The organism is Pusillimonas caeni, assembly GCF_003545815.1.
GTDB lineage: Bacteria > Pseudomonadota > Gammaproteobacteria > Burkholderiales > Burkholderiaceae_B > Pusillimonas > Pusillimonas caeni.
Map to the genome: position 1 here is coordinate 477298 of NZ_PDUW01000003.1, position 23937 is coordinate 501234.

The following is a 23937-nucleotide window of genomic DNA, read 5'->3' on the forward strand; positions in this document are numbered from 1 at the left end:
GAACCGGTTTTTTAGCGAGAGGTTATGACGGAAAGCGCGTGGTTTTATCTCAAGGCTTTGGTTCTTGGCGTTATCGAAGGGTTTACCGAGTTCATCCCCGTATCGAGCACCGCTCATCTGCTGATTCTGGGCGACTGGATCAATTTTTCGTCCGGCGACAACAAAGTCTATGAGGTCGTCATTCAGTTCGGCTCCATCCTGGCCGTGATGTGGATCTTCCGCGCTAGGCTCTGGCAACTGGCTCGCGGCATGTTGTCGGGAGACCGCGGCGAACTGATGTTCGCGCGCAATCTGGCGATCGCCTTTCTTCCGGCGGCGGTGATCGGCGCCCTGGCCATCGGTTTCATCAAGTCGCTGTTCCTCAACCCCGCCGTATTCGTGTTCACCCTGGTGGGAGGCGGGTTGATCATGCTATGGGTCGAACGCAAGCCGCACTACGCCAAGCACGCCGACGAAACGGTCGCTTCGCAGCACGCCTCGGCGTTCAGCCTCGAAGAAATCACCTGGAAACAGGCGCTGGTGGTCGGGTTCGCCCAATGCGTGGCCATGGTGCCCGGTACTTCACGATCGGGCGCGACCATCATCGGCGGCATGCTGGCGGGCATACAGCGCAAGACCGCGACGGAGTTTTCGTTCTTTCTTGCCATGCCCACCATGCTGGCCGCCACAGTCTACGATTTCTACAGGCACGGTGGCGTTCTGTCCGACCAGCAACTGATCGGCATCGTGATCGGTTTCGTGGCGGCCTTCGTCAGCGCCCTGTTCGTCGTCCGCGCAGTGCTCAATTTCGTTGCGCGCCACACCTATCGTCCTTTTGCCTGGTATCGCATCGGGCTGGGAATGGTGGTGCTTGCCTGGCTTTACCTGCGCTAGACGCCGTCCCGAGACAGGTGCTGCAAGCGTATGCCCCGGCCGTCGATCACCGCCCAGCCGCCACGCCCGGCGCCGTGGTCGAAATCCCAGTCGGGCAGTACCACCCGCAGGCGCGACGCGCCGTCGACCTGGAGGGTGTGCGCGGCGGGACGGTGAGTGTGGCCGTGCACCATGGCCGCCGCCCCGCTGCGGCGGAACGCCCGCAGGACCGCTTCGGGTGCGACGTCCATGATCTCGGAGGTTTTTCCGGCGTGCGAGGCCATGCTGCGGCGGCGCGCCCAGTCGGCGATCGCTTGGCGCCGTGCCAGGCTCAGGCTCAGGAAAGCCCGTTGGATCCACCGTGTATGCACGATGCGCTTGAAGCGCTGATAGCCCACGTCGGCCGTGCAGTATTCGTCGCCATGGCTGACCAGTATGCGCCCCTGCGCCGTATCGAGGCAGACAGGGCCCTCCATCAGCGTTGCGCCCAGGCGTTCCGTCAAGGCGCGCCCGATGAGAAAGTCGCGATTGCCCCGGCCCAGCCACAGCGGCAGGGAGGCGGCGGCCCGGGCAAGGGCGTCCAGTATTTCACGCAGCCATGCGGGCGGCGACTCCAGGGCCAGATCGTCGCCGATCCAGGCATCGAAGATGTCGCCGCATAAAAACAAGGCATCCGCCTGGGCGCATGCCTGATCGAGAAACCGCAGGAAGGCGTCGCGGGTGCCCGGTGTCGCCGGCCCCAGGTGCATGTCCGACGCCAGCCACACCGTGCCCGGCAGGGCGATGCTATTCAACGACGGTCGCTTTCTCGATGATGACGTCCTGGGCGGGCACGTCCTGGTGGAAGCCCTTGGTGCCGGTCTTGACGCCCTTGATCTGGTCGACGACCTCGGTGCCCTCGACCACCTTGCCGAACACCGCATAGCCCCAGCCATTGGGCGTGGGCGACGTGAAGTTGAGGAAGTCGTTGTCGGAGACGTTGATGAAGAATTGCGCGGTGGCCGAATGGGGATCGCTGGTGCGCGCCATGGCCAGTGTGTAACGGTCGTTCTTGAGGCCGTTGTTGGCTTCGTTTTCAACGGCTTCGTGGGTGGATTTCTGCTTCATGCCGGGTTCGAAGCCGCCGCCCTGGATCATGAAGTTGTTGATGACGCGATGAAAGACCGTGCCGTCGTAAAAGCCTTCCTTGACGTAGGTAAGGAAGTTGTCGACGGTTTTGGGCGCTTTGTCGGCATCGAGCTGGATGACCATGTCGCCCATGCTGGTCTGGAGTTTTACGCGTGGAGTGGTGCTCATGGATTGGCCTTCTGTGGAAGTGGATGAGGCGGCCTGCGACGCTCCCGCCGGGCCAAAGGCCAGGGCGGCGGCAACAAACAGACCGGAAATGCGTGCCGATGGAATCAGGACGCGATGGATCAGGGATGAAAGAGGCATGGCGTGAAGACAGTCGAGAGGCGCGTTCTTAGCGGCGCAGGATTTCAGAGGTTTGCTGGGCGGCCTTGCCGGCCCCCGGCGCGCCCTTGGCGTTTTCGAAGGAGCGGCGCGCCTGCATCAGCTGGACCCAGCCCAGATTGGCCTGGGCCGCGGCATAGTTGGGGTTGGCGGACAGCGCCATCTGCAGCGCATCGCGGGCCATGTCGAGCTTGCCTTGCTTGACGTATTCCACCGCCAGATTGTTCCAGGGCTCGGGAAGTTCCGGAAAGAGGGTGGTCATGTTAAGGTAGTGCTCGATGGCTTCGTTGTGCCGCTCCAGGCCCGCCAGGGCGCGTCCACGCAAAAAAAGCAGTTGCACGTCGTTGGCCATGGCCATTTCGGCTTCGCGCTGGGCGATGCGGCGGTCGATGACGTCAAGCGCTTCGGCATAGCGGCCGCCATCCATCATGGCGGAGATGCGGTCGGTAATCTGCGACGGCGTCATGGGTATCGACGTATCGACCCCGGGGCTGGCGGCTTCGAGCAGGCGCGCCAGACCCTTCCAGCCGCCTTCCTTGGGCGGGGGGTCGTCGAACAGCTTTTCGCCCGGCGCCGGAGGGGGGGAAACGACAACCTCGGGCCCCAGCGGCTGTGCACCGCCGGCATCGCCGGCTTTGCCCGACGCCGTCAGCGACGAGTTCAGATCGACATGGGGCGCCAGGCCGCTTGCAGCCCTTTGCGCATGGGCCGTTGCAGCCGTGGTTGTGCCGGCCAGCAACAGCGCCATCGCCAGGAGTCTACGAATGTCTTGATGCACGGGCCGGTACCTATGGGTCAGTGGTTGGTCGGGCGGTACAGCGTGCGCGCGATCGCGCACTTGCTATACTTATCGACCGCCATTTTAGCCTTGGTTGGGATTCGAACAAAACCAGGCCCGACACCCCGTACCCATGCCTGCGACAGGGCGGCTGGGCAGGGCGCGCGCTTTACGGATTATTTCTTTTGACTGGGCATGCTGCACATTTATAACACTCTTTCCCGCGACAAACAGCCGTTTACGCCGGTCGAACCGGGCCGCGTCCGTATGTATGTGTGCGGCATGACCGTCTACGATTTCTGCCATCTCGGCCATGCGCGCATGCTGGTCAGCTTCGACGTCGTGCAGCGCTGGCTGCGCGCCACGGGCTATCGGGTCGACTACGTGCGCAACGTTACCGACATCGACGACAAGATCATCCGCAGGGCGGTGCAGACGGGCCGCCGCATGGACGAGGTCACGAGCTTTTTCATCGACGCCATGCACGCGGACGAACGCGCCCTGGGGGTGGCCCCTCCCGATGCCGAGCCTCGCGCCACGCAACACGTCGGCCAGATGCTCGACATCATCTCCAAGCTCGAGGACAACGGCCTGGCCTATCAGTCCGACGACGGCGACGTCAATTACGCCGTGCGCCGGTTTCCCGGCTATGGCAAGCTCTCGGGCAAATCGCTGGACGATCTGCGCGCCGGCGAGCGGGTGGCGGTCGCCTCGGCCAAGCGCGATCCGCTCGATTTCGTGCTGTGGAAGTCGGCCAAGCAGGACGAGCCGCCCGAGTCCAAGTGGGAGTCCCCCTACGGCCTGGGCCGCCCCGGCTGGCACATCGAGTGCTCGGCCATGAGCAAGGCCTTGCTGGGCCTGCCGCTGGACATCCACGGCGGCGGCCCCGACCTGAAGTTTCCCCACCACGAGAACGAGATCGCGCAGACCGAAGGCGCTTTCGGCGGAACGCTGGCCAACGTCTGGATGCATTGCGGGCCGCTCATGGTCGATGCGGACAAGATGTCCAAGTCGCTCGGCAACTTCCGCACCATACGCGAAACCGTGGCCTTGCCGGGGTCGCTTGCCGACGATGAGCCCTCGTACGACGCCAACCCCCGCGAAGCCGAGATGCTGCGCTTCTTCATCGTGCGCAATCATTACCGCAGCGTGCAGAACTACACGCCGGACAATTTGCGCGACGCCCAGCACGCGCTCGACCGCCTGTACCAGGCGCTGCACAATGTCCCGCCCGATCCCGATAACGTCCTCGACTGGAGTCATCCCTCCGCCCAGGCCTTCCGCAACGCCATGGACGACGACTTCAACACTTCGGGCGCCGTGGCCGTCCTGTTCGAGCTGGCCTCGGAGGCCAACCGCACGCGCTCCGGCCAAGCGTCCGCGCTGTTGCGGCTGCTGGGCGGCGTGCTGGGTCTGCTTCAGGGCGACCCCGAGCGCTATCTGCAGTCGCCCAGCCGCTACCTGGGCGCGGGCGCCGAGGGCGACGAACTGGCGTCGGACGCCATCCAGGCTTTGATCGACGAGCGCGCCGCCGCGAAGCAGGCGCGGGACTTCGCCCTGGCCGACCGTATCCGCGAGCAGCTGCGCGAGGCGGGCGTCGAGCTCGAGGACAAGGCGGGCGGCGCGACCCAATGGCGTCGGATATAAAGGGACAGGCATGGTAGACGTTCTTACAATCGACAAGCCGGATTTCTGGGACGAAGCATCGGCCCAGCTCATGCGCCGCGACCGCATCCTCAAGAAAGTCATTCCCCAGCACCGCTCCGAATGGCTCGTCACTTCTTCGACGCCTTTCATGACTCTGGCGCGCGCCATCGTGGGGCAGCAGGTGTCCACCAAGGCGGCGGACGCCACCTGGGCGCGTTTCACCGAGCGCTGCGGACGCCGCCCGGCTCCGGCCAAGGTGGCGGCCATTTCGCTGGACGAGTTGCGCGAGCTGGGGCTATCGCGGCGCAAGTGCGAGTACATCGTCGACCTGGCCACGCACTTTGCCGAAAAGAAGCTGCGCCCGGCCGCCTGGGCAGGCATGGACGACGAGGCCGTCATCGCCGATCTGTGCGCCATACGGGGCATAGGTCGATGGACGGCCGAGATGTTTCTCATCTTCAGCCTGCAGCGTCCGGACGTGCTGCCTCTGGACGACGTCGGCCTGCTCAAGGCAATTTCGCTACACTATTTCAGCGGCGAGCCCGTTTCCCGCTTCGAGGCCCGCGAGGTCGCGCAGGCGTGGGCGCCCTGGCGCACCGTCGCCACCTGGTATCTGTGGCGCAGCCTCAGCGTCGCCCCCAAGTAACCGCCGACCCGAACCGACTTGCGTTTTTTCCTACCGGACAACAAGCTCTTATGCGTAATACCTTCCTAGAATTCGAGCAGCCTCTGGCCGAACTCGAGAACAAGATCGAGCAGCTACGTTTCGTGCAGGCGGACTCGGCCGTCGACATCTCGGACGAGGTCGGGCGCTTGCAGCAAAAAAGCCAGACGCTCGCGAAGAATATTTACGCCAAGCTCACGCCGTGGCAGACCGCCCTGGTGGCGCGCCATCCGCAAAGGCCCTACACGCTGGACTACGTGCGCGAGATCTTCACCGACTTCCACGAACTGCACGGCGACCGCATGTATGCCGACGATCTGTCCATCGTCGGCGGGCTGGCCCGGTTCCAGGGTACGCCCTGCATGGTGATCGGCCACCAGAAGGGCCGCGACACCAAAGAGCGTGCGATGCGCAATTTCGGCATGCCCCGCCCGGAAGGCTATCGCAAGGCGCTGCGGCTGATGCGGCTGGCCGAGAAATTCAGCCTGCCGGTGTTCACCTTCGTCGATACGCCCGGCGCCTATCCCGGCATCGGGGCCGAAGAGCGCGGGCAGTCCGAAGCCATCGGCCACAATCTGTACGCCATGGCCGAACTCAAGGTGCCCATCATCTCCACCATCATCGGCGAAGGCGGCTCGGGGGGCGCGCTGGCCATCGCCGTGGGCGACGTGGTCATGATGCTGCAGTATTCCACTTACGCGGTCATTTCTCCCGAAGGCTGCGCGTCCATCCTGTGGCGCAGCGCCGACAAGGCCTCGGTCGCCGCCGAGGCCCTGGCCATCACCGCGCCGCGGCTGAAAGAACTGGGCCTGGTCGACCGCGTGGTCAACGAGCCGGTGGGCGGCGCCCACCGTGATCCGGTCGTCATGGCCCGCCAGCTCGGCCGCGCCTTGTCCGACGCCCTGCGCCAAGTGTCCGGCCTGACGCCCCAGCAGCTCATTGACCAGCGCCTGGAGCGGCTCATGACCTACGGCCGCTACCAAGAGGCTCGTGCCTGATCCATCTTCCCCGCCGGGATACGGCGTGCCATATGGCTTGCCGTTCGGCTCGCCGGCCCTGCTGTCGGCCGTAGACCAGGCGATCGCCTCGCTGGACGGTGCTCCCGATGCACTGGGCGTGGCGGTCAGCGGGGGCGCCGACTCCACCATGCTTGCAGCGCATGCGGCAGCGGTGGCCGGGCAGCGCGGCATCACCCTGCATTTCCTTCACGTCCATCATGGCCTGCAGCGAATCGCCGACGCCTGGCGCGAGCAGGTGCACGACCTGGCGCAGTTGCTTGCCGTCCCATGCCATAGCGCGCGCATTGCGGTCGACCATTCGCATGGCGACGGCATCGAGTCGGCCGCCCGGACGGCGCGTTATCAAGCGTTGGCGGCGCTGGCGGCGCGTGCCGGAGTCAAGCATGTGCTGCTGGCGCATCATCGCGACGATCAGGCCGAGACCGTCCTGCTGCGGTTGCTGCGCGGCGCCGGCCCGCTGGGCCTGGGCGCCATGGCGCCGCAGATGCAAAGGGACGGCCTCGTCTACCTCAGGCCGTGGCTGGACGTGAGCAGGGCGCAGATCCTGCTGCTGGCCGAAGAGTTCCGCGGTCTGACGGGCTGGAGGGCGGTGCACGATCCCACCAATTCCGAAGACCGCTACACCCGCTCGGCGGTGCGCGAACGCCTCACGCCGCAGCTGGACGACCGCTGGCCCGGCTGGCAGGCCACCCTTGCGCGTCATGCGCGCCAAAGCCGCGAAATGTCGCAGGTGCTGGAAGATGTGGCCGCGCGAGACCTGGCGGGGCTCGAGCCGTCGGAGGACGGGCGCAGCTTTTCGCTGGCGCGCTGGCGAGCGCTTTCGGAAGCGCGGCAGGCGCTGGTCCTGAGGCATTGGCTGGCGAGCCTGGGCCTTCGCATGCCGACCGATGCGCGCCTGCGCGAACTGATGCGGCAGATGCGCGGCCTGCATGCGCTGGGCCATGACCGCGAGATGCGGCTCAAGCACGGCGATGCGCTCATTCGCTGCGTCCGGGGCCGCGTGCTGGTAGAATAAATGGTTTTCTTTGCAGCAACTTGCAAAGTATTCCATTGATTCAATCAGGGCAAAAAGGCAGGACAGAAGATCATGTCCCTTATCGTTCATAAATACGGCGGCACCTCGATGGGCTCCATCGAACGCATCCAGAATGTCGCTCGGCGAGTGGCCAAATGGCATGCCGCCGGTCATCAGGTGGTGGTCGTTCCGTCGGCGATGTCGGGCGAAACCAACCGTCTTCTGGGCTTGGCCAAAGAGCTCAGCCCCCAGCCCGACGGACGCGAGCTCGATATGCTCGCCGCCACCGGCGAGCAGGCCAGCAGCGCCTTGCTGGCCATGGCGCTTCAGGCCCAAGGCGTCGGGGCGCGCAGCTACACCGGCTGGCAGGTGCCCGTGCGCACCGATTCCGCATACACCAAGGCGCGCATCCGCTCCATCGACGACGCCCGCATCCGCGCCGATCTCGATGCCGGCCGCGTGGTGATCGTCACCGGGTTCCAGGGCATAGACGATGACGGCCACATCACGACCCTGGGCCGCGGCGGTTCGGACACTTCGGCGGTAGCCGTGGCGGCCGCCCTCAACGCCCAAGAGTGCCTGATCTTCACCGACGTCGACGGCGTCTACACCACCGATCCGCGCGTCGTGCCCGAGGCCCGTCGCATGCGCGTCGTGTCCTTCGAAGAAATGCTCGAGATGGCATCCCTGGGCTCCAAGGTGCTGCAGATACGCGCCGTCGAATTCGCGGGCAAGTTCCGGGTGCCGGTGCGGGTGCTGTCGTCGCTCACCGATCCATTGATTCCGCTCGACGAAGAAATGACGTCGGGCACTTTAATTACTTTCGAGGAAGACCAAAAAATGGAATCCGCTGTTGTTTCGGGCATCGCTTTCAGCCGTGACGAGGCCAAGATGACATTGCTGGCTGTTCCAGACACCCCGGGCGTGGCCTATTCCATCCTCGGCCCGGTTGCCGCAGCCAACATCGACATCGACATGATCGTGCAGAACCAGTCGGTGCGCGGCACCACCGACTTCTCCTTCACCGTCAACCGCAACGACTACCACCGGACGCTCGAGCTGCTGAAGAATCAGGTCGCTCCGTCGGTGGGCGCACAAGAGGTCGTGGCCGACAACGAAGTCTGCAAGGTCTCCATCGTCGGCATCGGCATGCGCAGCCACGTCGGCGTGGCCAGCCTGATGTTCCGCACCCTCAGCGAAGAGGGCATCAACATCCAGATGATCAGCACCAGCGAGATCAAGACCTCGGTGGTCATCAACGACAAGTACATGGAGCTCGCCGTGCGCGCTCTGCACAAGGCGTTCGGGCTGGATCAGGAAGCTTCGGCGGTGGGCGAGGCCTCGGCCTGATCACCGGGCGTGCAAGGAGGCGCCCGCCGCCTCCGCTTGGCAAAGGCCCGGCGCTTCAAGGCTTTTTGTCCTGTATCTTGTGCTAGAATAGCGGACTTGTATCCGGAGACGTGGCCGAGAGGTTGAAGGTACTCCCCTGCTAAGGGAGCATGCGGCTTATACCCGCATCGAGGGTTCGAATCCCTCCGTCTCCGCCAGATAACCCCTTGTTTTTGCAAGGGGTTTCTTTTTTTCTGCGCCGCATAATTACTTGGGCTTGTCGGGAGTGATGCGTAGCGCGTTGACTACCAGCGAGAAGGCCGGTGAAGGTTGCCGCCGACTTGGATAGTAGAGATAGTATCCAGAAAAAGGCGCGCACCAATCCGCCAAGACCCGAATCAACCTGCCTTCTTCAATGTGCGGGGCGAACTCTTCCTCGGGCAGGTGGGCTATCCCTAGTCCCGCCAAGGCGGCATCGACGATGTTGGGCGACGTATTGAGCGTGAGTTGTCCATCGACACGGACATTCAGCTGATTTCCCTTGCGCTCAAATTCCCATACATACAGCCCGCCACCCGACTGCATCCGCATGTTGATGCAATTATGGTCGACCAGGTCGCGTGGTGTCTTGGGTTTTGGGCGGGTCGCGAAATACGATGGGGCGGCAACGGCTGCCATGCGCAGCGGCGGACCGATCGGCACTGCGATCATGTCCTTGTCGATGGTGTCGCCCAGCCTTACGCCCGCGTCGAAGCGATCGGCAACGATGTCGCGAAATCCATAGTTCACGTCGAACTCGGCCTTGATGTCGGGATATTCGAGGAGCAGAGGGGCGAGCTTGGGCAGCAGCGTCGTTCTCAGGACGTGATCTCCGCAGGTGATCCGGACGGTGCCGGCGGGCTTGTCGCGCATCTCCGTCAGTTCGTCCAGTTCGGCCTCGATCTCATCGAAGCGGTGGCCAATGGCGTCAAGAAGCCGCTCGCCTGCCGCCGTAGGCGAAACGCTGCGCGTTGTACGAGTCAGTAGCCTGATATCCAGCTTGGCTTCGAGGCCGCTAATGGTTTGGCTGAGAGCGGACTGGGTAACGCCCAGGATCGCCGCAGCGCGGGTAAAGCTGCCTTCCCGGGCCACCGTCACAAAGGATAGAAGATCATTCAGATTGCGTTTAGCCATGCATGCAGTTTCGCACGAATAATTAATTAGCACACCTAATATGGTCATTAAGAATTGATTAGCTAGTAATAGAGATGCCAATCAAGGACAATTTGCACTATGGCGATTCATCCATCCGACGGATTTCGAGCAGGAAAGGAAAGCATCATGAACAGTAGCAGTGAGGAGCGCAGCATAGTTTCCCGTCACGATAGGACTAATGAGGGCCGCCGCAACATGTTGAAAATGACTGGTACCAGCATCGCCGCCTTTAGCGTTGGAATGGTCGCTTCGGGGCGGGTCGCCGCACAGCAGCAGGCGAAGTCCGGCAATGATTGGGACAAGACTTTTGCCAAGAGCGATAAGGTGGTCCATAAGAAAGTCATTTTCAAGAACCGCTATGGCGTCACCCTGGCGGGCGACCTGTATCAACCGAAGAGCGCCAGCGGCAGGTTGGCGGCGATCGCCGTGAGCGGCCCCTTTGGCGCCGTGAAGGAGCAATCGTCTGGCCTGTACGCGCAAACCATGGCCGAACGCGGCTTCGTCACGCTGGCCTTCGATCCATCGTACACCGGGGAAAGCAGCGGCGAGCCGCGCAATGTCGCCTCGCCGGACATCAATACCGAGGACTTCAGCGCAGCCGTGGATTTCCTCGGCCTGCAGCCGAACGTCGACCGCAACCGCATAGGCGTCATCGGCATTTGCGGCTACAGCGGCATGGCGCTGACTGCCGCCACCAGCGATTCGCGCATCAAGGCGCTCGCCACGACTTCCATGTACGACATGTCGCGCAGCATCAGCCGCAGCTATAAAGACGGCTACACCATGGAGCAGCGCCACCAGGTCATTGACTATCTCAGTCAGCAGCGTTGGGCCGATGCGGAAAGCGGCCGGCACGCGCTGGGCTATCACGAAGTCCCGTTTGACGACAGCGGCAATATCGTGAAAGGGCAGCGTGTGCTTCCGGAAACATTGCCCGCCGATCCAGACCCGGTTCTGCGCGCATTCTTCAACTACTACAGAACTCCGCGCGGTTTCCATTCGAGAAGCATCAATTCGACGACGGCGTGGACAGCCACGACTCCCATGTCGTTCTTCAGCTTTCCGATGTACGCCAACATCGAAATGATCTCGCCGCGTCCGATCCTGCTGGTGGCGGGCGAAAACGCCCATTCTCGTTACTACTCCGAAGACGTCTATAAGGCGGCTTCCGATCCCAAGGAATTGTTGATTGTGCCCGATGCGGATCACGTCGATCTATATGACCAAATGGACAAGATTCCATTTGACAAGCTGACGTCGTTCTTCAAGCAGCATCTGGCCGAAGCCGGCTCGGCATAACGAGTTGGAACAACATGGCGCAATCGTCTCGGACGTGTCGATGAACCTGCCAGCCTGGCCGCGGCGCTTGGGCGGCGCGACGTGCGGGCGGAGTTCTCCAAGAACTAGCCGCTCTGGGCGAGAAAAATGCGTCCGCGCGGCCCAAGCTGGCCAGGCTGTTCGACGTGGTGCGCCCCATGATCGGCGCCAGCCGAACTGGACCATTCGCACAATTGGAGTATAAGACTGTTTTGAATCGTGGCAGGGCGGCGATTGGCGGATGAAGGGCGAGATAGGCTGGGCGTTTTGCCTGGAAACGGCCTGCATTGCGTACGCAATCATGTTCACATGCATCAAGACCTACTTTGGATACCAAAACAATACTCATCGCGGCCGCATTGACCATTCTTGCCAATGGCGGGGTTCTCATTCTGATCCGGTATTTGTTGCCGGATACGGAACAAGCCTCCGCCAAGGCTTGGCAGCTTGGGACGGTGCTGATTGCGGCCGGATGCATGGCCTTTTCGTTCAAAGGCGCACTGCTACAGATGTTTGAACTCACGGTTCCCAATGCGCTGATCATGTTGGGCCTGGCCGCTTACTGGCATTCGATGCGAGTGCTTTGCCGCGAGAAGACCAACATCGCCTTGCTGCTCGCACCGGTGGTCATCGCGACGGCGGCGGTATATGTCTTTCACATCCCTTTTTCGGACGCCTGGCTGCGGATCCTGTTCGTGGCATTGGCATGGATGCTATTGATGTTCGGCAGCGCGACGACGCTGCACCGGCACAATACCGCCGATACACCGGGTAGCCAGCGCGCTCTGGCCTGGTTGTTCTATGTGGTCGGCCTATGTACGGCGCTGAGGCTTTTCTATTATTCGCAAGTCGATCTGTCCGCAGGATTTGATGCGACAGACAACAAGCACTGGGTTACCCGGGCCACGCCCTTGCTCGCCCTGGCGCTACCCGTGCTGGGATCGACGGCTTTCATATTGCTGTGTTATGAGCGGGTCAGGGCGCATGCAAGGCGGCAGACCGAGGCGCTCGGCTATATCTCCCACGATTTGAGGGCGCCCACGGCTACCATCAAAGGCTACGTCAATCTGTTGCGGACTTCGTTGCCGGCAGGTCAGTCGTCGCATCTGCAAGCAATTGAGCGAAGTACCGACTATCAGATATCGCTGATCGATGAACTGGTCGAATATTCAAGGCAAGAGCTGAAGCCTTTGAGCATACGTCTTTCAGCGACGGATATGGAGGAGTTCATTGCCAGACTGTTCGAGCATGGACGTGCCCTATGCCTTCAGCATGGCAATCAATTTTCCATCTTCGCCCACTCGCCCATACCGACGAGCCTGGTCGGCGACGAACGCCGCCTGTCTCAGGTGCTGCTCAACCTCATATCCAATGCCGCGGCATTTACCCGTCAGGGCAAGGTGACTTTGTCGCTATCGTGCAGTTGGAAGGGCCAAGACGCGCTATTGCATTTTTCGGTTCAGGACGACGGCCCGGGCATACCGATGACGCGGCAGGAGCATGTGTTCGATGCATTCGAGCAGTATCAGCCGCGTAAAGGCAGTGTGGGACTGGGGCTGCATATTGCCCATCGCATCGTGGGCAATATGGGCGGCGAGTTGCGGTTGGACAGCGGCCCCGGCACAGGTGCATGTTTCAGCTTTTGCTTGCAGATGCCCGTGTTGTCCGGGGAAACGTTTCAGCCCGGATATGAAACCGGTGTCGGCGCTGACCTGCACGCCGATCAAGTCGAACCCGTCATTGCGCCGGCCTCCATCCAGCCGGCTTTGTGGGATTTGGCGGAGTATGCAAGGTTGGGCGAGATCACAAAGATCGAGCAGTGGTTGGCGGCAAACCTGGATAGTCATCCGGGCGCTGAGCAAGTTCTGGAACAGATCGAGCAGGCGGCTGCCGCATTGGACCTTGCTCGTATCGAGCGATTGTGTATGAGATAGCGACCGGGCAGCTTTCGATTGTCTGTATGAAGGTCGGGTTTAGAGGAACGTGCGATCCAATATCCTGCGAAACCCCTTGAATTGCCAGACCGTACTGGAATTCAAGGGGTTCTTTTGAGGTTCGTAAACCTTATCTGCTCGTAGCCAGCGCCGCATTCTCCGCTTTCCCGCCAGCGGACCGTGCTTCCAGATTATGTAGGCGACGTTGAATCTGTCGAGCTGCAATGAGTGCGCGATCGCCCGGTAACGCCCCCCTCGTCAGCACATCATTATTGTTCTCGGGCCGCATTTCAATCCATTCCTGCTGCGCCTCATATACCTCGTGGTCCTCGCGCAACACGTTGATCATTTGGGATTCCCAAAGCTCGCGATCTTCGGGCTTGAGCATATGCTGCTCGAGCGCCACGCACCAATGGTCTATCGTTTGATTCTCGGTTACCGGAGTGATGGCATGATAAACCTGGAAGCCCCAGTGACATCGTTCGGTCGCGGCGTCCACTGGCGTCGCGGGCCGGTCGCTTACAGCATATGATCCGTTATTGATCAATATATAAGAGGGCGCATAATAGTTCGTGACCTGCCAGCGGTCTACATTTTCAGAGTAATTTCCATAATATTTATAAGCCGGCGCCGGGACAACATCTCGCATCATGCGGGTAATCCTAACGCTTTCATCCGTCGCGTCCGTCTGCAGGTCGGCAAGTTCGGCAACTTCCGGATTGCCCGTTGTCGTGCCATGAACGTATGCCAAATGAGACAAGTCTAATAGATTGTCGACGATGAGCCTGTACCCGCCCTTGACGTGAATATCGCCGATGACGCAATGCCAGTCCGGATCGCTCATATTTCCGAAGACACTTGGAATTAAAGACTCGTCAGCCAGCTGGGCATCGCCCATCCATACGTATATCCAATTATTACGTTCAACGACTGGGTAGCTTCGCACTTTCGCCCACGTCGGAGGGCATTCGAGGCCAGGCGCCTTGGTGCATGCGCCGGAACTGTTGAATTCCAAGCCATGATAGCCACACTGCACGATATCGCCTATCAGCTTGCCCTTTGAGAGCGGCAAATTGCGATGGGGACAACTGTCTTGCAATGCCACCGGCGAGCCGGATTCGGTGCGATAGAGCGCGATTCTTTCATTCATGATCGTGCGCCAGCTCAATTCGCGGGTTAGTTCTTTGGACCACAGAGCTACATACCAATGATTGCGGATGAACATATTCAATCTCCAATAGACTTTTATCGTTCTTTCCAAGGCCTAAAACAAACTGGGCACGAAAGTTACTATGGGCGGAAAAGCGATCATCAGCGCCATTCCCAATACAAAGAGCAGCACGAAAGACCAGCTGGCTCGATATATTTGCCCAAGCGGCATATCAGGCACGACCGCTTTGAAGGCAAAGAGCGTGTATCCGAATGGCGGCGTGATGGCTCCCAGTGTGATGTTGACTAGAAACAGCAGCCAGAACCACACAGCGTCAAAACCGAGGCTGGAGACGATCGGTTGATAAATTGGAATCGTGAGAAGCATCACGGCGATTGTGTCGATGAACATGCAAAGGAAGAAAGGGACCGCCAGCATGACGATCAGCATCGCGAGCCACCCGAGGTCCAGGGTCGCCACGAGCTCAACCAGCGCCGCAGTGGTTCCGGAGAACGCCAAGAGTTCGGTGAACATCTTTGAAGCCGCCATGATCACCAGGATTACCGCCGTTACGCTCACCGACGCTTTGAGCGACTCTAGTATCATCGACCACTTCAGCCTGCGATAGATCGCCGCCGTTAATAATGCGCCCAACACGCCCGTAGCGGCAGACTCGGATGGCGTGGCAACGCCCAGCATAATGAGCCCCATAACCGAAAAAATCACCAGCAGGAATGGGGAGCACCGAAAACAGGCTTTGACTTTATTTAATAAAGTCGCTTCTCGGTACTCCGATTCCACAAACTTGGGTGCCAAGCTCGGATTAAAACGTATGCGGATGAATACATAGACAAGAAATATTCCGCTCAACAGCAAGCCGGGAACTATTCCTGAGATAAGCAGCTTGGATATTGAAACATCGGCAAGGGTGCCTACGATAATGGCCAGCAGGCTCGGGGGGATAATGGGTGCCAAGCTGGCTCCGGCCAGGATCAGACCAGCAGATATCTTTTTGTCGTAACCTCGGTCCACCATTCCCGGCATCACCGCTCGCCCTAACATAGCTGCGACGGCCATCGCGGCGCCGGACAACGCGCCGAAAACCGCAGATAGCGCTACGACAAGGACGTACTGCCGGCCCTTTACCTTGCCGACAAGCGTGTCGATCGAGGAAAAAAGCACTTCCATTGTCCCTGATCGAAATAGTATTTCCCCCATCAAGATAAATAAGGGTATTGCAGCTAGAGAACCAGTTGTCGTAGTTTCTAGCAGGCTGTTCGCCAGCATCGGGAAGCCCGCAGATCCGATGATGGTGGCGACGCCGACGAGCACCACGATCAAAAAAGCAATGAATATCGGCGCGCCAGTCAAAAATAAGGCAAAAAGAACTATAAGTCCCAGGGTTAGCAGAGCGTACCATTCCATGTATTCACCCCAGCTTGGTCAGTGATAATCCTTCGCTTTCAAGGTCGAGCGCTTGAGAAGGAAAGATTGCCCGGAGGAAATACAACGCCGACCCCAAGAAGCCATACGTGATGAATACGGATATCCACCATTGCGGTATAGGCGTATTCGCCAGGGTCGTAATGCCGCGCACAAACTGCCTTATGTTTTCGTCTCCGCTGACCCAGGCGGCAAACATGCATGAAGCAAAAGCCAGTATGTTGATTAGCGAAAACAAGTATGGGGCTACACGTGGCGGTGCGAGGTCGGACAAGACTGTCACTGCGATATGCGCGCGGGCGCGCGTAACCTCGGGTAAAGCTAGGAATACCAAGGCGCAAAGTAGATAATTGACAACGTCATTTGCCCAGCTTGTAGGGGAGTCGAGCAGATATCGCATTGCCACTTCCCAAACATAACTCACAACTATCGCGCCTAGCGCTCCAATTGCTCCCCAGTATCCGATACGGGTGATCCAGTCATGGAGTCTCAGAACCGGCGATACTGTCGATCGCGTCGTATTCGATTGCATGTGCAATATCCTTGGCTCGTGAGTAGCGGTTATAGGCCTTTGGAGCGCACGAAATCTCTGAAGGCGATTCCGTCTTCGCCGCTCTGCTCGATAGCGACGGACATTGCGCTCTCGCGGAAGAGTTCTTCAAGCTCTTCTTGGCTCAAATCGACATACTTTCCTTTCTTGGCGCCGTCTTTGAGCATCGCTTCGTCCTCGTCCTTGAGTAATTGTGTAAACGTAGCGACAGTCTTTTTCTCGAGTTCATAGCCAACATCGAGGAGCAGCTTCTTCTCGTTATCGCTCAGGTCATTCCATTTATCCAGATTCATCAGAACGAGATAGGAAACACTACCGAACACTGGGTCGATTAAGTTGGGCGCCACTTCGTGATACTTGTAGCCAATGACGCCTACGCCGGTCCAGATCATTCCGTCCACAATGCCTTTCTCTACGGACGAGTACAACTCCCCAAAGGGGACAACGGTCGGTATTGCTTGCAGCCGTTCGATAATTGCACGGTACGATGGCAAGGCGCGGATTTTTTGTCCCTTGAGAGAACCGCTTTCTGGCATGGGGCGCCTTAATAGCAGCCGATAGCCGCTCGGCGCGGCGGCGATTGCTATGACCTTGAGATTCTGCTTTTTGCTGTAGTAGTTATCGATCCAGTCCCATACGCCGGATTCGCGGCGTTTTTCAATGTCTTTGTCCACGGCGTCGATCGCCGCGCCAATGCCGGTAACGCCGGTGTGATACAAGCCATGTGTGAACAAAAGATCGAAAACGCCGGCGGAAACTGGCTGAACTTGCTTGCCGGCGGGCACCACTTCCGGGCCGAAGGCTTTTATATTGATCTCGCCGTCGGATTTTTCTTTTACTATGTCTTGGAATACATACGCGATGTATTTGCTGGCGGAATGGCTGCTATCCCATGACGAAAGCATTTTCAGGTTGGTTGCCGAAGCCGTGATCGAAAACGTAGCCAGAATGCACAGCGCGAGTTGTCTTATAAAAGAAAAATGCATGACGTTTTCTCCGTCGTTTGAATAGGGGTATGCAGCAAAACCGAAGAGCGGGTTTTAGTGCTTGATCAAATGCTTGAAATGTTCGAACAAGGCGCCGCCGGCCATGTCGTATAGAACGTCGAAATGGTGATATCCGTTGGCGACAATGACGTCCAGGCTTTGGCCCATGCCGCGCAGAGCGGCTACATAGGACTGCAATTGTTGGTGATAGGCGGGCAATTCCAAGCCGCCGACACCAAGAATTAAATGGGGCGCGATGCTGTCCAACTCTTTTGCCAGCTTTATCGGACTGACCGCATGTACGCTGTCCTTGGTCAGCCGCAAGTTCTTATTTATGTAGGTATGGCGAATCGGCTCTAAATCGAAGAGCCCGCTCACGATGAGCGCCCCCTGTATGGGCGGGACGGAGCACTCGGCATTTCGGGTGGAAAGAAGCATTGCCGCCAGATGGCCGCCCGAGGAGTGGCCACATAGATAAAAGCGCGACGGATCCAACCCCAACGCATCGGCATTTTCGTATAGAAAAGTGGTGGCTCTTTGAGTTTGACCGACGATTCCCTTTATGCTCGCCTCGGGGCAGTTGTCAAAACCAATACAGGCAAAGGCTATTCCTTCGCGCACGAAGTTTTTGGCCAGAAAACTGTATGAATCCTTTGACATGCTCATCCAGTATCCGCCGTGAAGAAATACGATGAGGGGGGGCCTCTGGTTTGCGGGGAGGAATATGTCCAGCATCTGACGCGGGGTGTCCCCGTATGGCACATCGAGCAGGCAATGGGCCGACTCGCGTGTTTCCCGGCTCATGGAATCCCAAAGGGCCAGATGTTCTTCATGATCGATGACTGCGCGCCGATTGTTATAGGCTGCGTCTCGACGCAATTGCTCGGCTTTCTGCTCCAACTCCAAACAGGCTTCTTGCGACTCCAACATCAGCGTCTCCATGTTGATGTGTGGACTACTTGGGAGCATGTCTCATTTATTGATGACTTGTTACCAGAGATATGCAGCATGCTGAGTAAACATAACCATCAGTCTGCTGACTAATTTTTAGGGTGTCAATTTAGGGAAATCCCGCTAAATCTAAATGTATCGGCAGCGACGTACTGTGCCGGCTTGGCTCTGTGTGGTCACGCATGCAAGGTCCAGTGTTCGAATCTCATCGATGGCATGGTCTGCAAAGACGCGTATCCTGGCAGGAAGATGTTTGCGGCTCAGGTAACAGAGGTAGTGCCCCTCATCGTCGGGAGTAAATTGCGAAAGGCAGGCCACCAGCCTGCCCGAGCGGATCGCCTCGCACGCGAGATAGCCGGGCAGTTGGGCGATGCCTTGCCCCGCGAGCGTCGCCTGCAGCACCAAGTCCATGTCGTTGAAAACATGAAGCGCGGCGACCTGATGCCTCACGGCATGCCCTGCCATCTTGAATTCCCAGTTTCTGATACGGCCCGACGCGGCGCGAAAGGCTATGCAGCGATGCCGCTCGAGTGCTTCGATGTCGGGCGGCAAGCCGTGAGCGGCCATGTAGGACGGAGATGCGCAGGTGATCGTCTGCATGGAAATGATCCGCCGTGCCACGATGTCGCTGTCTTCCAGCCTTCCGTCGCGAAAGGCGACGTCGATACGATCGGCGGCGAAGTCCGGGGCTTGTTCGCTCAGCAGCAGCTCGGTCGTGATGTCCGGAAAGCGCGCATGGAAACGCGGCAATAGCGGGGCGACGATCTTGCGTCCGAAGGCGGGGGTGGACTGAATGCGCAGATGGCCTTTTGGCGGCCCGTTGCGCAGTTCGTGCATATCGTCCAGAGCGCGGGCGATGTACTCCAGGCCGGGACGGCAATTTTCATAGAACAATTCGCCCTCCGGGGTCAAGGAGGTGTTGCGGGTGGTGCGGTGGAAAAGACGCGCGCCGAGTTGGTTCTCCAGCTTGCGTACATTGCGGCTGACCGCTGAGCGGCCTATGCCCAGACGATCCGCCGCGCGCGAGAAACTGCCCGCGTCGGCCACCGCCAGGAAGGCGATGACGCCGACGTAGCCGACGGCGAAACTGCCGGCAAAGGGGTCGGCCGCGCGCATTGCGGCCAGCGGGGGGCTGTCGGATCCGGGGGGTATGCGTATGTCCATACCCTCCTAGACGTATCAGCGGAGCGTTTTGTGACAACGCCCTCGGACATTTCGCTATTTCAGGAGAGTCCCGCCTTGTCCAGGCCGAATGCCTTGTCGGCCGAGCCGGGAGGGGTCCTGAATGCGACGTTGGCGCGATTCCAGCCATTGATGGCCATGATGGCGAAGGTTAGCTCGGAGATCTCTTTCTCGTTGAACTGCGCGCGCACTTCCTCGTAGATTTCATCTGAAACGCCGTCTTCGGGAAGCTTGGTCAGCACTTCCGTCCAGGCCAGGGCGGCGCGTTCGCGCGCTGAAAAGAGTCCGGACTCGCGCCATATGGCGACATGGTGCAGCCGCAGCTCGCGCTCACCGTGGATGCGGGCTTCCTTGATGTGCATGTCGAGGCAGAACGCGCAGCCGTTCATCTGGGAGGCCCGGATGGTGACCAGTATGAGAGTGGTTTGCTCGACGCTGCCCGCCTTGATGGCGTTGTTGAACTCGGAGTATTTCTTGAACAGATCGGGGCACTGCTGTATGTAGTTGACGCGCTGGGTCATGATTTCTCCTGGTGACGACGGCATCCATGCCGCAAGCCGGGAAGGCGGGCGGTATCGCGGTATATGAATGATCGTAATAGAGGCCCGCGCGATGCGGAAGCCCCATTGGCGTGTCGGCACTGTTGCCTGTTGCGCACCAATGCCGCCGGTATGCCGGCTATTGCTTCATGGCCGTTTGCGGCTGTCGGCCAGATGCCGGAGTTTTTCGGGGTTGCGCTGCACATACAGCCGCGCGATGCGCTCGCCGTCCGATTCGATTTCCATGGCGGATTCGATCCGGCCTTCGACGAAGCGCAGCAGCGCCCATCGGCCGTTGAGGCAGACGATTTCGATGTGCAGATCATCCTTGAAGCGCAGCCGCGATGCATAGAAAAGCTGCGCGATGCGCCGTCCGCCATGCAGCGGTTCGGGGAAGCTCGGCACGCGGCCGCCGCCGTCTCCCATCAGCACGGCATCTTCCGCCAGCAGCGCGCTGATGGCGCCCAGGTCGCCGCTGGCAAGAGTCTGCACGAATTTGCCCAATAAACGGCGATGGGTTTCCTGTGAGGCGGCAAAGCGGGGGCGCTCATCGCGCAATTGCATTCGGGCGCGGCTTACGAGTTGCCGGCAGGCGGCCTGCGACTTGCCCAGGATGTGCGAGATCTGCGCGTAGTCTTCGTCGAAGACGTCACGCAGCAGAAAGGCGGCGCGCGCTTCGGGAGCCAGCCTTTCCAGCAGCATCAGGTAAGCCATGGACACATCATCCGCCCGTTCCTTGGCCTGCTCGGGCGTGGCTGGCGGTTCGGACAGCACGGGTTCGGGCAGCCATATGCCGTAATAGTGTTCCCGCTGCGTCTTGGCGGCGCGCAGCCGGTCGATGGAAAGCCGGGTGGTGACGGACACCAGCCAGGCTTCGAGGTTGACGATGTCGTCGCGGACTGCATCATGCCAGCGCAGCCAGGCGTCCTGCACGACATCCTCGGCTTCGGCGACCGAGCCCAGCATCCGATAGGCAATGCCTTGCAAGCGAGCGCGGAATTGTTCAAATACCTGGGCGTGGTCTTCCATTTCGGTGTCAAGGTGTTCAAGCGGCTGTGCTCTGCCGCTTCAGTGTACCGCTATGCCGGTGGCTTGTTTCGCCGAGTCCTCGCTTGGTCCGTTCCGTTGAGCTTTCCTTTCCGATGCGGGGCGCGGAATACAGCCGGGCGGGGGTTGACAAGCGCCTCGTCTACCCATTTAATACGTATTCGTACTTTATTAAAGAACAATCACGGAGACATACCATGCGCAAGAAAATTCTGGGCGGCGTGCTGGCGGCTGTCGTCCTGCTGGCGGGCTCGCCCGCCGCGGCCGAAACCAAGAAAGTCGCTATTGCGATGTTCGGCCCGCACCTGTCGCTTCAGCAGGTTTCCGATGGGTTCAAGAAGTCGCTGCAGAAAGAGGGGGTCGACGCCGTCTACGACGAGGGCAACGTGAACTTCGATCGCTCGCTGGTACCCCAGTTCCTGAACCGGCTCGCCGCCGGACAGCCCGACCTGATGCTGACGATCACCACCCCCATGGCGCAGTCGGCCAAGCAGATACTGGCGAAGCGGGACTTTCCCATTGTGTTTGCGCCCGTGACCGACCCGGTGCAGTCGGGTTTGCTGAAATCATGGGACCATGGCGCTCCCTTGCTGGCGGGTGTGTCGAACATACCCGATTTCGACGCGACGCTGGAGTTCATGAAGACACTGCTGCCGAAGATGGCGAAGCTGGGTATTTTGTACAACCCCGGCGACGACAGCGATACGGCGTTCGTAAAGCGCCTGGAAGCCGCGGCGCCGCGGCACGGCGTGCAGCTGGTGCTCATCGGCGTGGACAATGCCAACGACATCCCTCAACGTGTGATGTTCGCCCGGGGCAACGTCGACGCCCTGTTCGTGCCCGCGTCGAGCCTGCTCCAGCCTGCAGCCCCGGCTATCGCTTCCGCCGCCGCGCGCATCTCCATGCCGGTTTTCGGCTCGAATACGCCGTCTGTGAACGACGGGCATGTGCTGGCGGCGTTCTCCGCCGATTTCTACCGCATCGGCGAGAAGGCCGGAGAATTGGCGGCGAGGCTGCTGCGCGGCGCCGATCCGGTCGATATTCCGGTCATGGTGCCCAAGCCCGAAGACCACATTCTGCGCATCAGCCAGCGTCAGATGGATGTGTTGGGCTTGACGCTTCCCGCGGCGCTCAAGGATTGCGACTGTGTCGTCAAGTGAGGAAACCCGGCCGGCCCTGCGGCTGGAGCGCGTGCGCGTCACCTTCCATGCAGGCACGCCCAACGAAAGGGTGGCGCTGGACGACCTGAGCCTGGACATTGCGCAGGAAGAGTTCGTGGTCGTCATCGGTTCGAACGGGGCCGGCAAAAGCACCATGCTCAACGTCATATCGGGCGCCCTGATTCCGGACGGCGGCCGCGTCGAGCTGGAAGGAAAGGACGTCACGCGGCTGGCCGTGCATCGGCGCGCAGCCTACGTCGGACGGGTATTCCAGGACCCCATGCTGGGCACGGCGCCGGCGCTGTCCATCGAAGAGAACCTGGCCCTTGCGGGCAGAAGAGGACTACGCAGGGGGTTGCGCCTGGCTCTCGATGCAAGCAGGCGGCGCCATTTTGCCGAAATACTGGCGCCCTTCGGCCTGGGGCTCGACACCCGGATGCGTGTCCTGGCCGGCAAGCTCTCGGGCGGCCAGCGGCAGGTGCTGGCCCTGTTGATGGCTTCGTTGCGCAAGCCCCGCCTGCTGCTGCTGGACGAGCACACCGCGGCGCTCGATCCGGGAACCGCCGACCTCGTCATGCGGGCCACGCGCCGCATCATCGAAGAAGACCGGCTCACGGCGCTGATGATCACCCACAATATGCAGCAGGCCGTCGATTTCGGCGACCGCCTGCTCGCCATGAATGCGGGCCGCGTCCGGGTCGACCTCGGCGCCGCGGCCAAGCAAGGTCTTTCGGTCGACGACCTCGTGCAGCGTTTCGCCGGCGCCGCCGACCATCATCTACTTCGGGCTTGAACTTCATCCATCATGGAAATTCTTGCGCTCTTCTGGAATCTCGTGCCGGTGACGCTGGTCCAGGGACTGATCTACTCCCTCATCGCGCTGGCCATCATGATTCCCTTCCGGGTCCTCTCGGTGCCCGATCTGTCCAGCGAGGGGGTGTTCCCGCTGGGCGCGGCGGTGGCCACCGCGTTCATCACATGGGGTGTGCATCCGCTCTTGGCCACGCTCGCGGCCGTGGCCGCAGGCTTCCTGGCAGGCATGACGACCGCCCTGATCCACCTCAAGTTCAAAGTGCATTCGCTGCTTGCGGGCATTCTGACGGTGACGATGCTGTGGAGCGTCAACCTGCGCATCCTGGACAAGCCCAACCTGCCGCTTTTCGGCTTCGAGACGCTTTACGACTGGGTCGATGCGGCAATCGTATCGAGCATGGGCCTGCAGATCGTATTCTTCGGCGTCCTGGTGCTCGTCCTGATCCTGGGCCTGTGGTGGATGCTTCAAACCGACATGGGCCTCGGCCTGCGCGGGATAGGCGCCAATCCGCATCTCGCTCCCGCGCTGGGCGTCAGCCTGGTGGCCTATACCGCGGGAGGCCTGGGACTGGCCTCGGCCATAAGCGGTCTGGCGGGCGCCCTGATGGCCCAGCTGCAGGGCTATGCGGATGTGGGCATGGGTCTGGGCATGCTGGTGAACGGACTGGCGTCGCTCATCATCGGCGAGGCGGTCATGGGGCGCGGCACTCTGTTAAGGCAGATCGCCGCGCCGGTTGTCGGCGCGCTGATCTATTACCAGCTGTCTTCCCTGGCGCTCGCGCTGGGGCTGGACCCATCGGATCTGAAGCTGGTGACGGGGCTCTTCGTCCTGTTCACCATCGGGTGGCCGTATCTGTTCGGCCGCAAAGTAAGCGGTACGGGTCTATGAGCATGGCCCTCGCGCACAGCAGGAAG

The 23937-nt window shown here is 60.4% G+C and carries 23 protein-coding genes and 1 tRNA gene; 12 read left to right on the top strand and 12 right to left on the bottom strand.

Annotated features, from left to right (window positions below):
• Positions 1 to 24: 24 nt before the first annotated feature.
• Positions 25 to 873: an undecaprenyl-diphosphate phosphatase gene (locus CSC67_RS09570; protein WP_118994280.1), complete on the top strand. Its 849-nt coding sequence runs from the start codon at positions 25 to 27 to the stop codon at positions 871 to 873.
• Here CSC67_RS09570 and CSC67_RS09575 read toward each other — a convergent pair.
• From CSC67_RS09575 to CSC67_RS09585, 3 genes are all read right to left on the bottom strand, one after another.
• Complete coding sequence (locus tag CSC67_RS09575; protein ID WP_118994281.1) at positions 870 to 1646, bottom strand: UDP-2,3-diacylglucosamine diphosphatase; 777 nt, start codon at positions 1644 to 1646, stop codon at positions 870 to 872. The genes CSC67_RS09570 and CSC67_RS09575 overlap by 4 nt on opposite strands.
• The gene (locus tag CSC67_RS09580) at positions 1639 to 2148 is read right to left on the bottom strand and encodes a peptidylprolyl isomerase (protein WP_118994363.1); all 510 of its coding nucleotides are present in this window, start codon (positions 2146 to 2148) and stop codon (positions 1639 to 1641) included. The genes CSC67_RS09575 and CSC67_RS09580 overlap by 8 nt, the downstream gene beginning before the upstream one ends.
• Before the next feature lie 166 nt (positions 2149 to 2314).
• Positions 2315 to 3082 carry a tetratricopeptide repeat protein gene (locus CSC67_RS09585; protein WP_245220185.1) on the bottom strand — a complete coding sequence of 256 codons (768 nt, stop codon included), beginning with the start codon at positions 3080 to 3082 and terminating at the stop codon, positions 2315 to 2317.
• Between the two features lie 195 nt (positions 3083 to 3277).
• Between CSC67_RS09585 and cysS the strand changes: the two genes are divergently transcribed.
• From cysS to CSC67_RS09615, 6 genes are all read left to right on the top strand, one after another.
• A complete protein-coding gene (gene cysS, locus CSC67_RS09590; RefSeq protein ID WP_118994283.1) occupies positions 3278 to 4729 on the top strand; it encodes a cysteine--tRNA ligase in 1452 nt (483 codons plus the stop codon).
• 10 nt (positions 4730 to 4739) lie between these two features.
• Positions 4740 to 5375, top strand: a complete 636-nt coding sequence (locus tag CSC67_RS09595) for a DNA-3-methyladenine glycosylase family protein (RefSeq protein WP_118994284.1) — start codon at positions 4740 to 4742, stop codon at positions 5373 to 5375.
• Between the two features lie 50 nt (positions 5376 to 5425).
• The gene (locus CSC67_RS09600; RefSeq protein WP_118994285.1) at positions 5426 to 6391 is read left to right on the top strand and encodes an acetyl-CoA carboxylase carboxyltransferase subunit alpha; all 966 of its coding nucleotides are present in this window, start codon (positions 5426 to 5428) and stop codon (positions 6389 to 6391) included.
• A 25-nt stretch (positions 6392 to 6416) separates the two neighbouring features.
• Positions 6417 to 7427 carry a tRNA lysidine(34) synthetase TilS gene (gene tilS / locus CSC67_RS09605; protein ID WP_118994286.1) on the top strand — a complete coding sequence of 337 codons (1011 nt, stop codon included), beginning with the start codon at positions 6417 to 6419 and terminating at the stop codon, positions 7425 to 7427.
• 72 nt (positions 7428 to 7499) lie between these two features.
• Positions 7500 to 8777 (top strand): aspartate kinase, encoded by a 1278-nt coding sequence (locus CSC67_RS09610; RefSeq protein ID WP_118994287.1) that lies wholly within the window; start codon positions 7500 to 7502, stop codon positions 8775 to 8777.
• 104 nt (positions 8778 to 8881) lie between these two features.
• Positions 8882 to 8974 (top strand) — tRNA-Ser (locus CSC67_RS09615).
• A 49-nt stretch (positions 8975 to 9023) separates the two neighbouring features.
• On the opposite strand, the gene CSC67_RS09620 is transcribed toward CSC67_RS09615, so the two are convergent.
• Positions 9024 to 9929: a LysR family transcriptional regulator gene (locus CSC67_RS09620; RefSeq protein ID WP_118994288.1), complete on the bottom strand. Its 906-nt coding sequence runs from the start codon at positions 9927 to 9929 to the stop codon at positions 9024 to 9026.
• Positions 9930 to 10076: 147 nt separating this feature from the next.
• Here CSC67_RS09620 and CSC67_RS09625 point away from each other — a divergent pair, with 147 nt between their 5' ends.
• Both CSC67_RS09625 and CSC67_RS09630 read left to right on the top strand, forming a co-directional pair.
• Entirely contained in the window at positions 10077 to 11249 is a 1173-nt protein-coding gene (locus tag CSC67_RS09625) for an alpha/beta hydrolase (RefSeq protein ID WP_118994289.1), read from the top strand.
• 344 nt (positions 11250 to 11593) lie between these two features.
• The gene (locus tag CSC67_RS09630) at positions 11594 to 13201 is read left to right on the top strand and encodes a sensor histidine kinase (protein ID WP_118994290.1); all 1608 of its coding nucleotides are present in this window, start codon (positions 11594 to 11596) and stop codon (positions 13199 to 13201) included.
• A gap of 130 nt (positions 13202 to 13331) precedes the next feature.
• Here CSC67_RS09630 and CSC67_RS09635 read toward each other — a convergent pair whose 3' ends face one another.
• The 8 genes from CSC67_RS09635 to CSC67_RS09670 all read right to left on the bottom strand — a co-directional run bounded on the left by CSC67_RS09635 (position 13332) and on the right by CSC67_RS09670 (position 21031).
• Positions 13332 to 14426 (bottom strand): aromatic ring-hydroxylating oxygenase subunit alpha, encoded by a 1095-nt coding sequence (locus CSC67_RS09635; RefSeq protein WP_118994291.1) that lies wholly within the window; start codon positions 14424 to 14426, stop codon positions 13332 to 13334.
• A gap of 39 nt (positions 14427 to 14465) precedes the next feature.
• Entirely contained in the window at positions 14466 to 15776 is a 1311-nt protein-coding gene (locus tag CSC67_RS09640) for a TRAP transporter large permease (protein ID WP_118994292.1), read from the bottom strand.
• Positions 15777 to 15780: 4 nt separating this feature from the next.
• Positions 15781 to 16326, bottom strand: coding sequence for a TRAP transporter small permease (locus CSC67_RS09645; protein WP_118994293.1), 546 nt, complete (start codon positions 16324 to 16326; stop codon positions 15781 to 15783).
• A 29-nt stretch (positions 16327 to 16355) separates the two neighbouring features.
• A complete protein-coding gene (gene dctP, locus CSC67_RS09650; protein ID WP_118994294.1) occupies positions 16356 to 17330 on the bottom strand; it encodes a TRAP transporter substrate-binding protein DctP in 975 nt (324 codons plus the stop codon).
• Positions 17331 to 17384: 54 nt separating this feature from the next.
• Positions 17385 to 18260, bottom strand: coding sequence for an alpha/beta hydrolase (locus CSC67_RS09655; protein WP_167752826.1), 876 nt, complete (start codon positions 18258 to 18260; stop codon positions 17385 to 17387).
• Positions 18261 to 18410: 150 nt separating this feature from the next.
• Positions 18411 to 19397: a LysR family transcriptional regulator gene (locus CSC67_RS09660; protein WP_245220187.1), complete on the bottom strand. Its 987-nt coding sequence runs from the start codon at positions 19395 to 19397 to the stop codon at positions 18411 to 18413.
• Between the two features lie 107 nt (positions 19398 to 19504).
• Positions 19505 to 19984, bottom strand: a complete 480-nt coding sequence (locus CSC67_RS09665; RefSeq protein ID WP_118994297.1) for a carboxymuconolactone decarboxylase family protein — start codon at positions 19982 to 19984, stop codon at positions 19505 to 19507.
• Positions 19985 to 20149: 165 nt separating this feature from the next.
• On the bottom strand, positions 20150 to 21031 hold the full coding sequence (locus CSC67_RS09670) for an RNA polymerase sigma-70 factor (RefSeq protein WP_118994298.1): 882 nt from the start codon (positions 21029 to 21031) through the stop codon (positions 20150 to 20152).
• 215 nt (positions 21032 to 21246) lie between these two features.
• Here CSC67_RS09670 and CSC67_RS09675 point away from each other — a divergent pair, with 215 nt between their 5' ends.
• The 3 genes from CSC67_RS09675 to CSC67_RS09685 are packed head-to-tail and all read left to right on the top strand — an operon-like array spanning position 21247 to position 23911.
• Positions 21247 to 22209 (top strand): ABC transporter substrate-binding protein, encoded by a 963-nt coding sequence (locus CSC67_RS09675; protein ID WP_167752827.1) that lies wholly within the window; start codon positions 21247 to 21249, stop codon positions 22207 to 22209.
• Positions 22196 to 23002, top strand: a complete 807-nt coding sequence (locus CSC67_RS09680; protein ID WP_167752828.1) for an ABC transporter ATP-binding protein — start codon at positions 22196 to 22198, stop codon at positions 23000 to 23002. The genes CSC67_RS09675 and CSC67_RS09680 overlap by 14 nt, the downstream gene beginning before the upstream one ends.
• Before the next feature lie 12 nt (positions 23003 to 23014).
• Positions 23015 to 23911 carry an ABC transporter permease gene (locus CSC67_RS09685; RefSeq protein WP_118994300.1) on the top strand — a complete coding sequence of 299 codons (897 nt, stop codon included), beginning with the start codon at positions 23015 to 23017 and terminating at the stop codon, positions 23909 to 23911.
• The last annotated feature ends 26 nt before the right edge of the window (positions 23912 to 23937 follow it).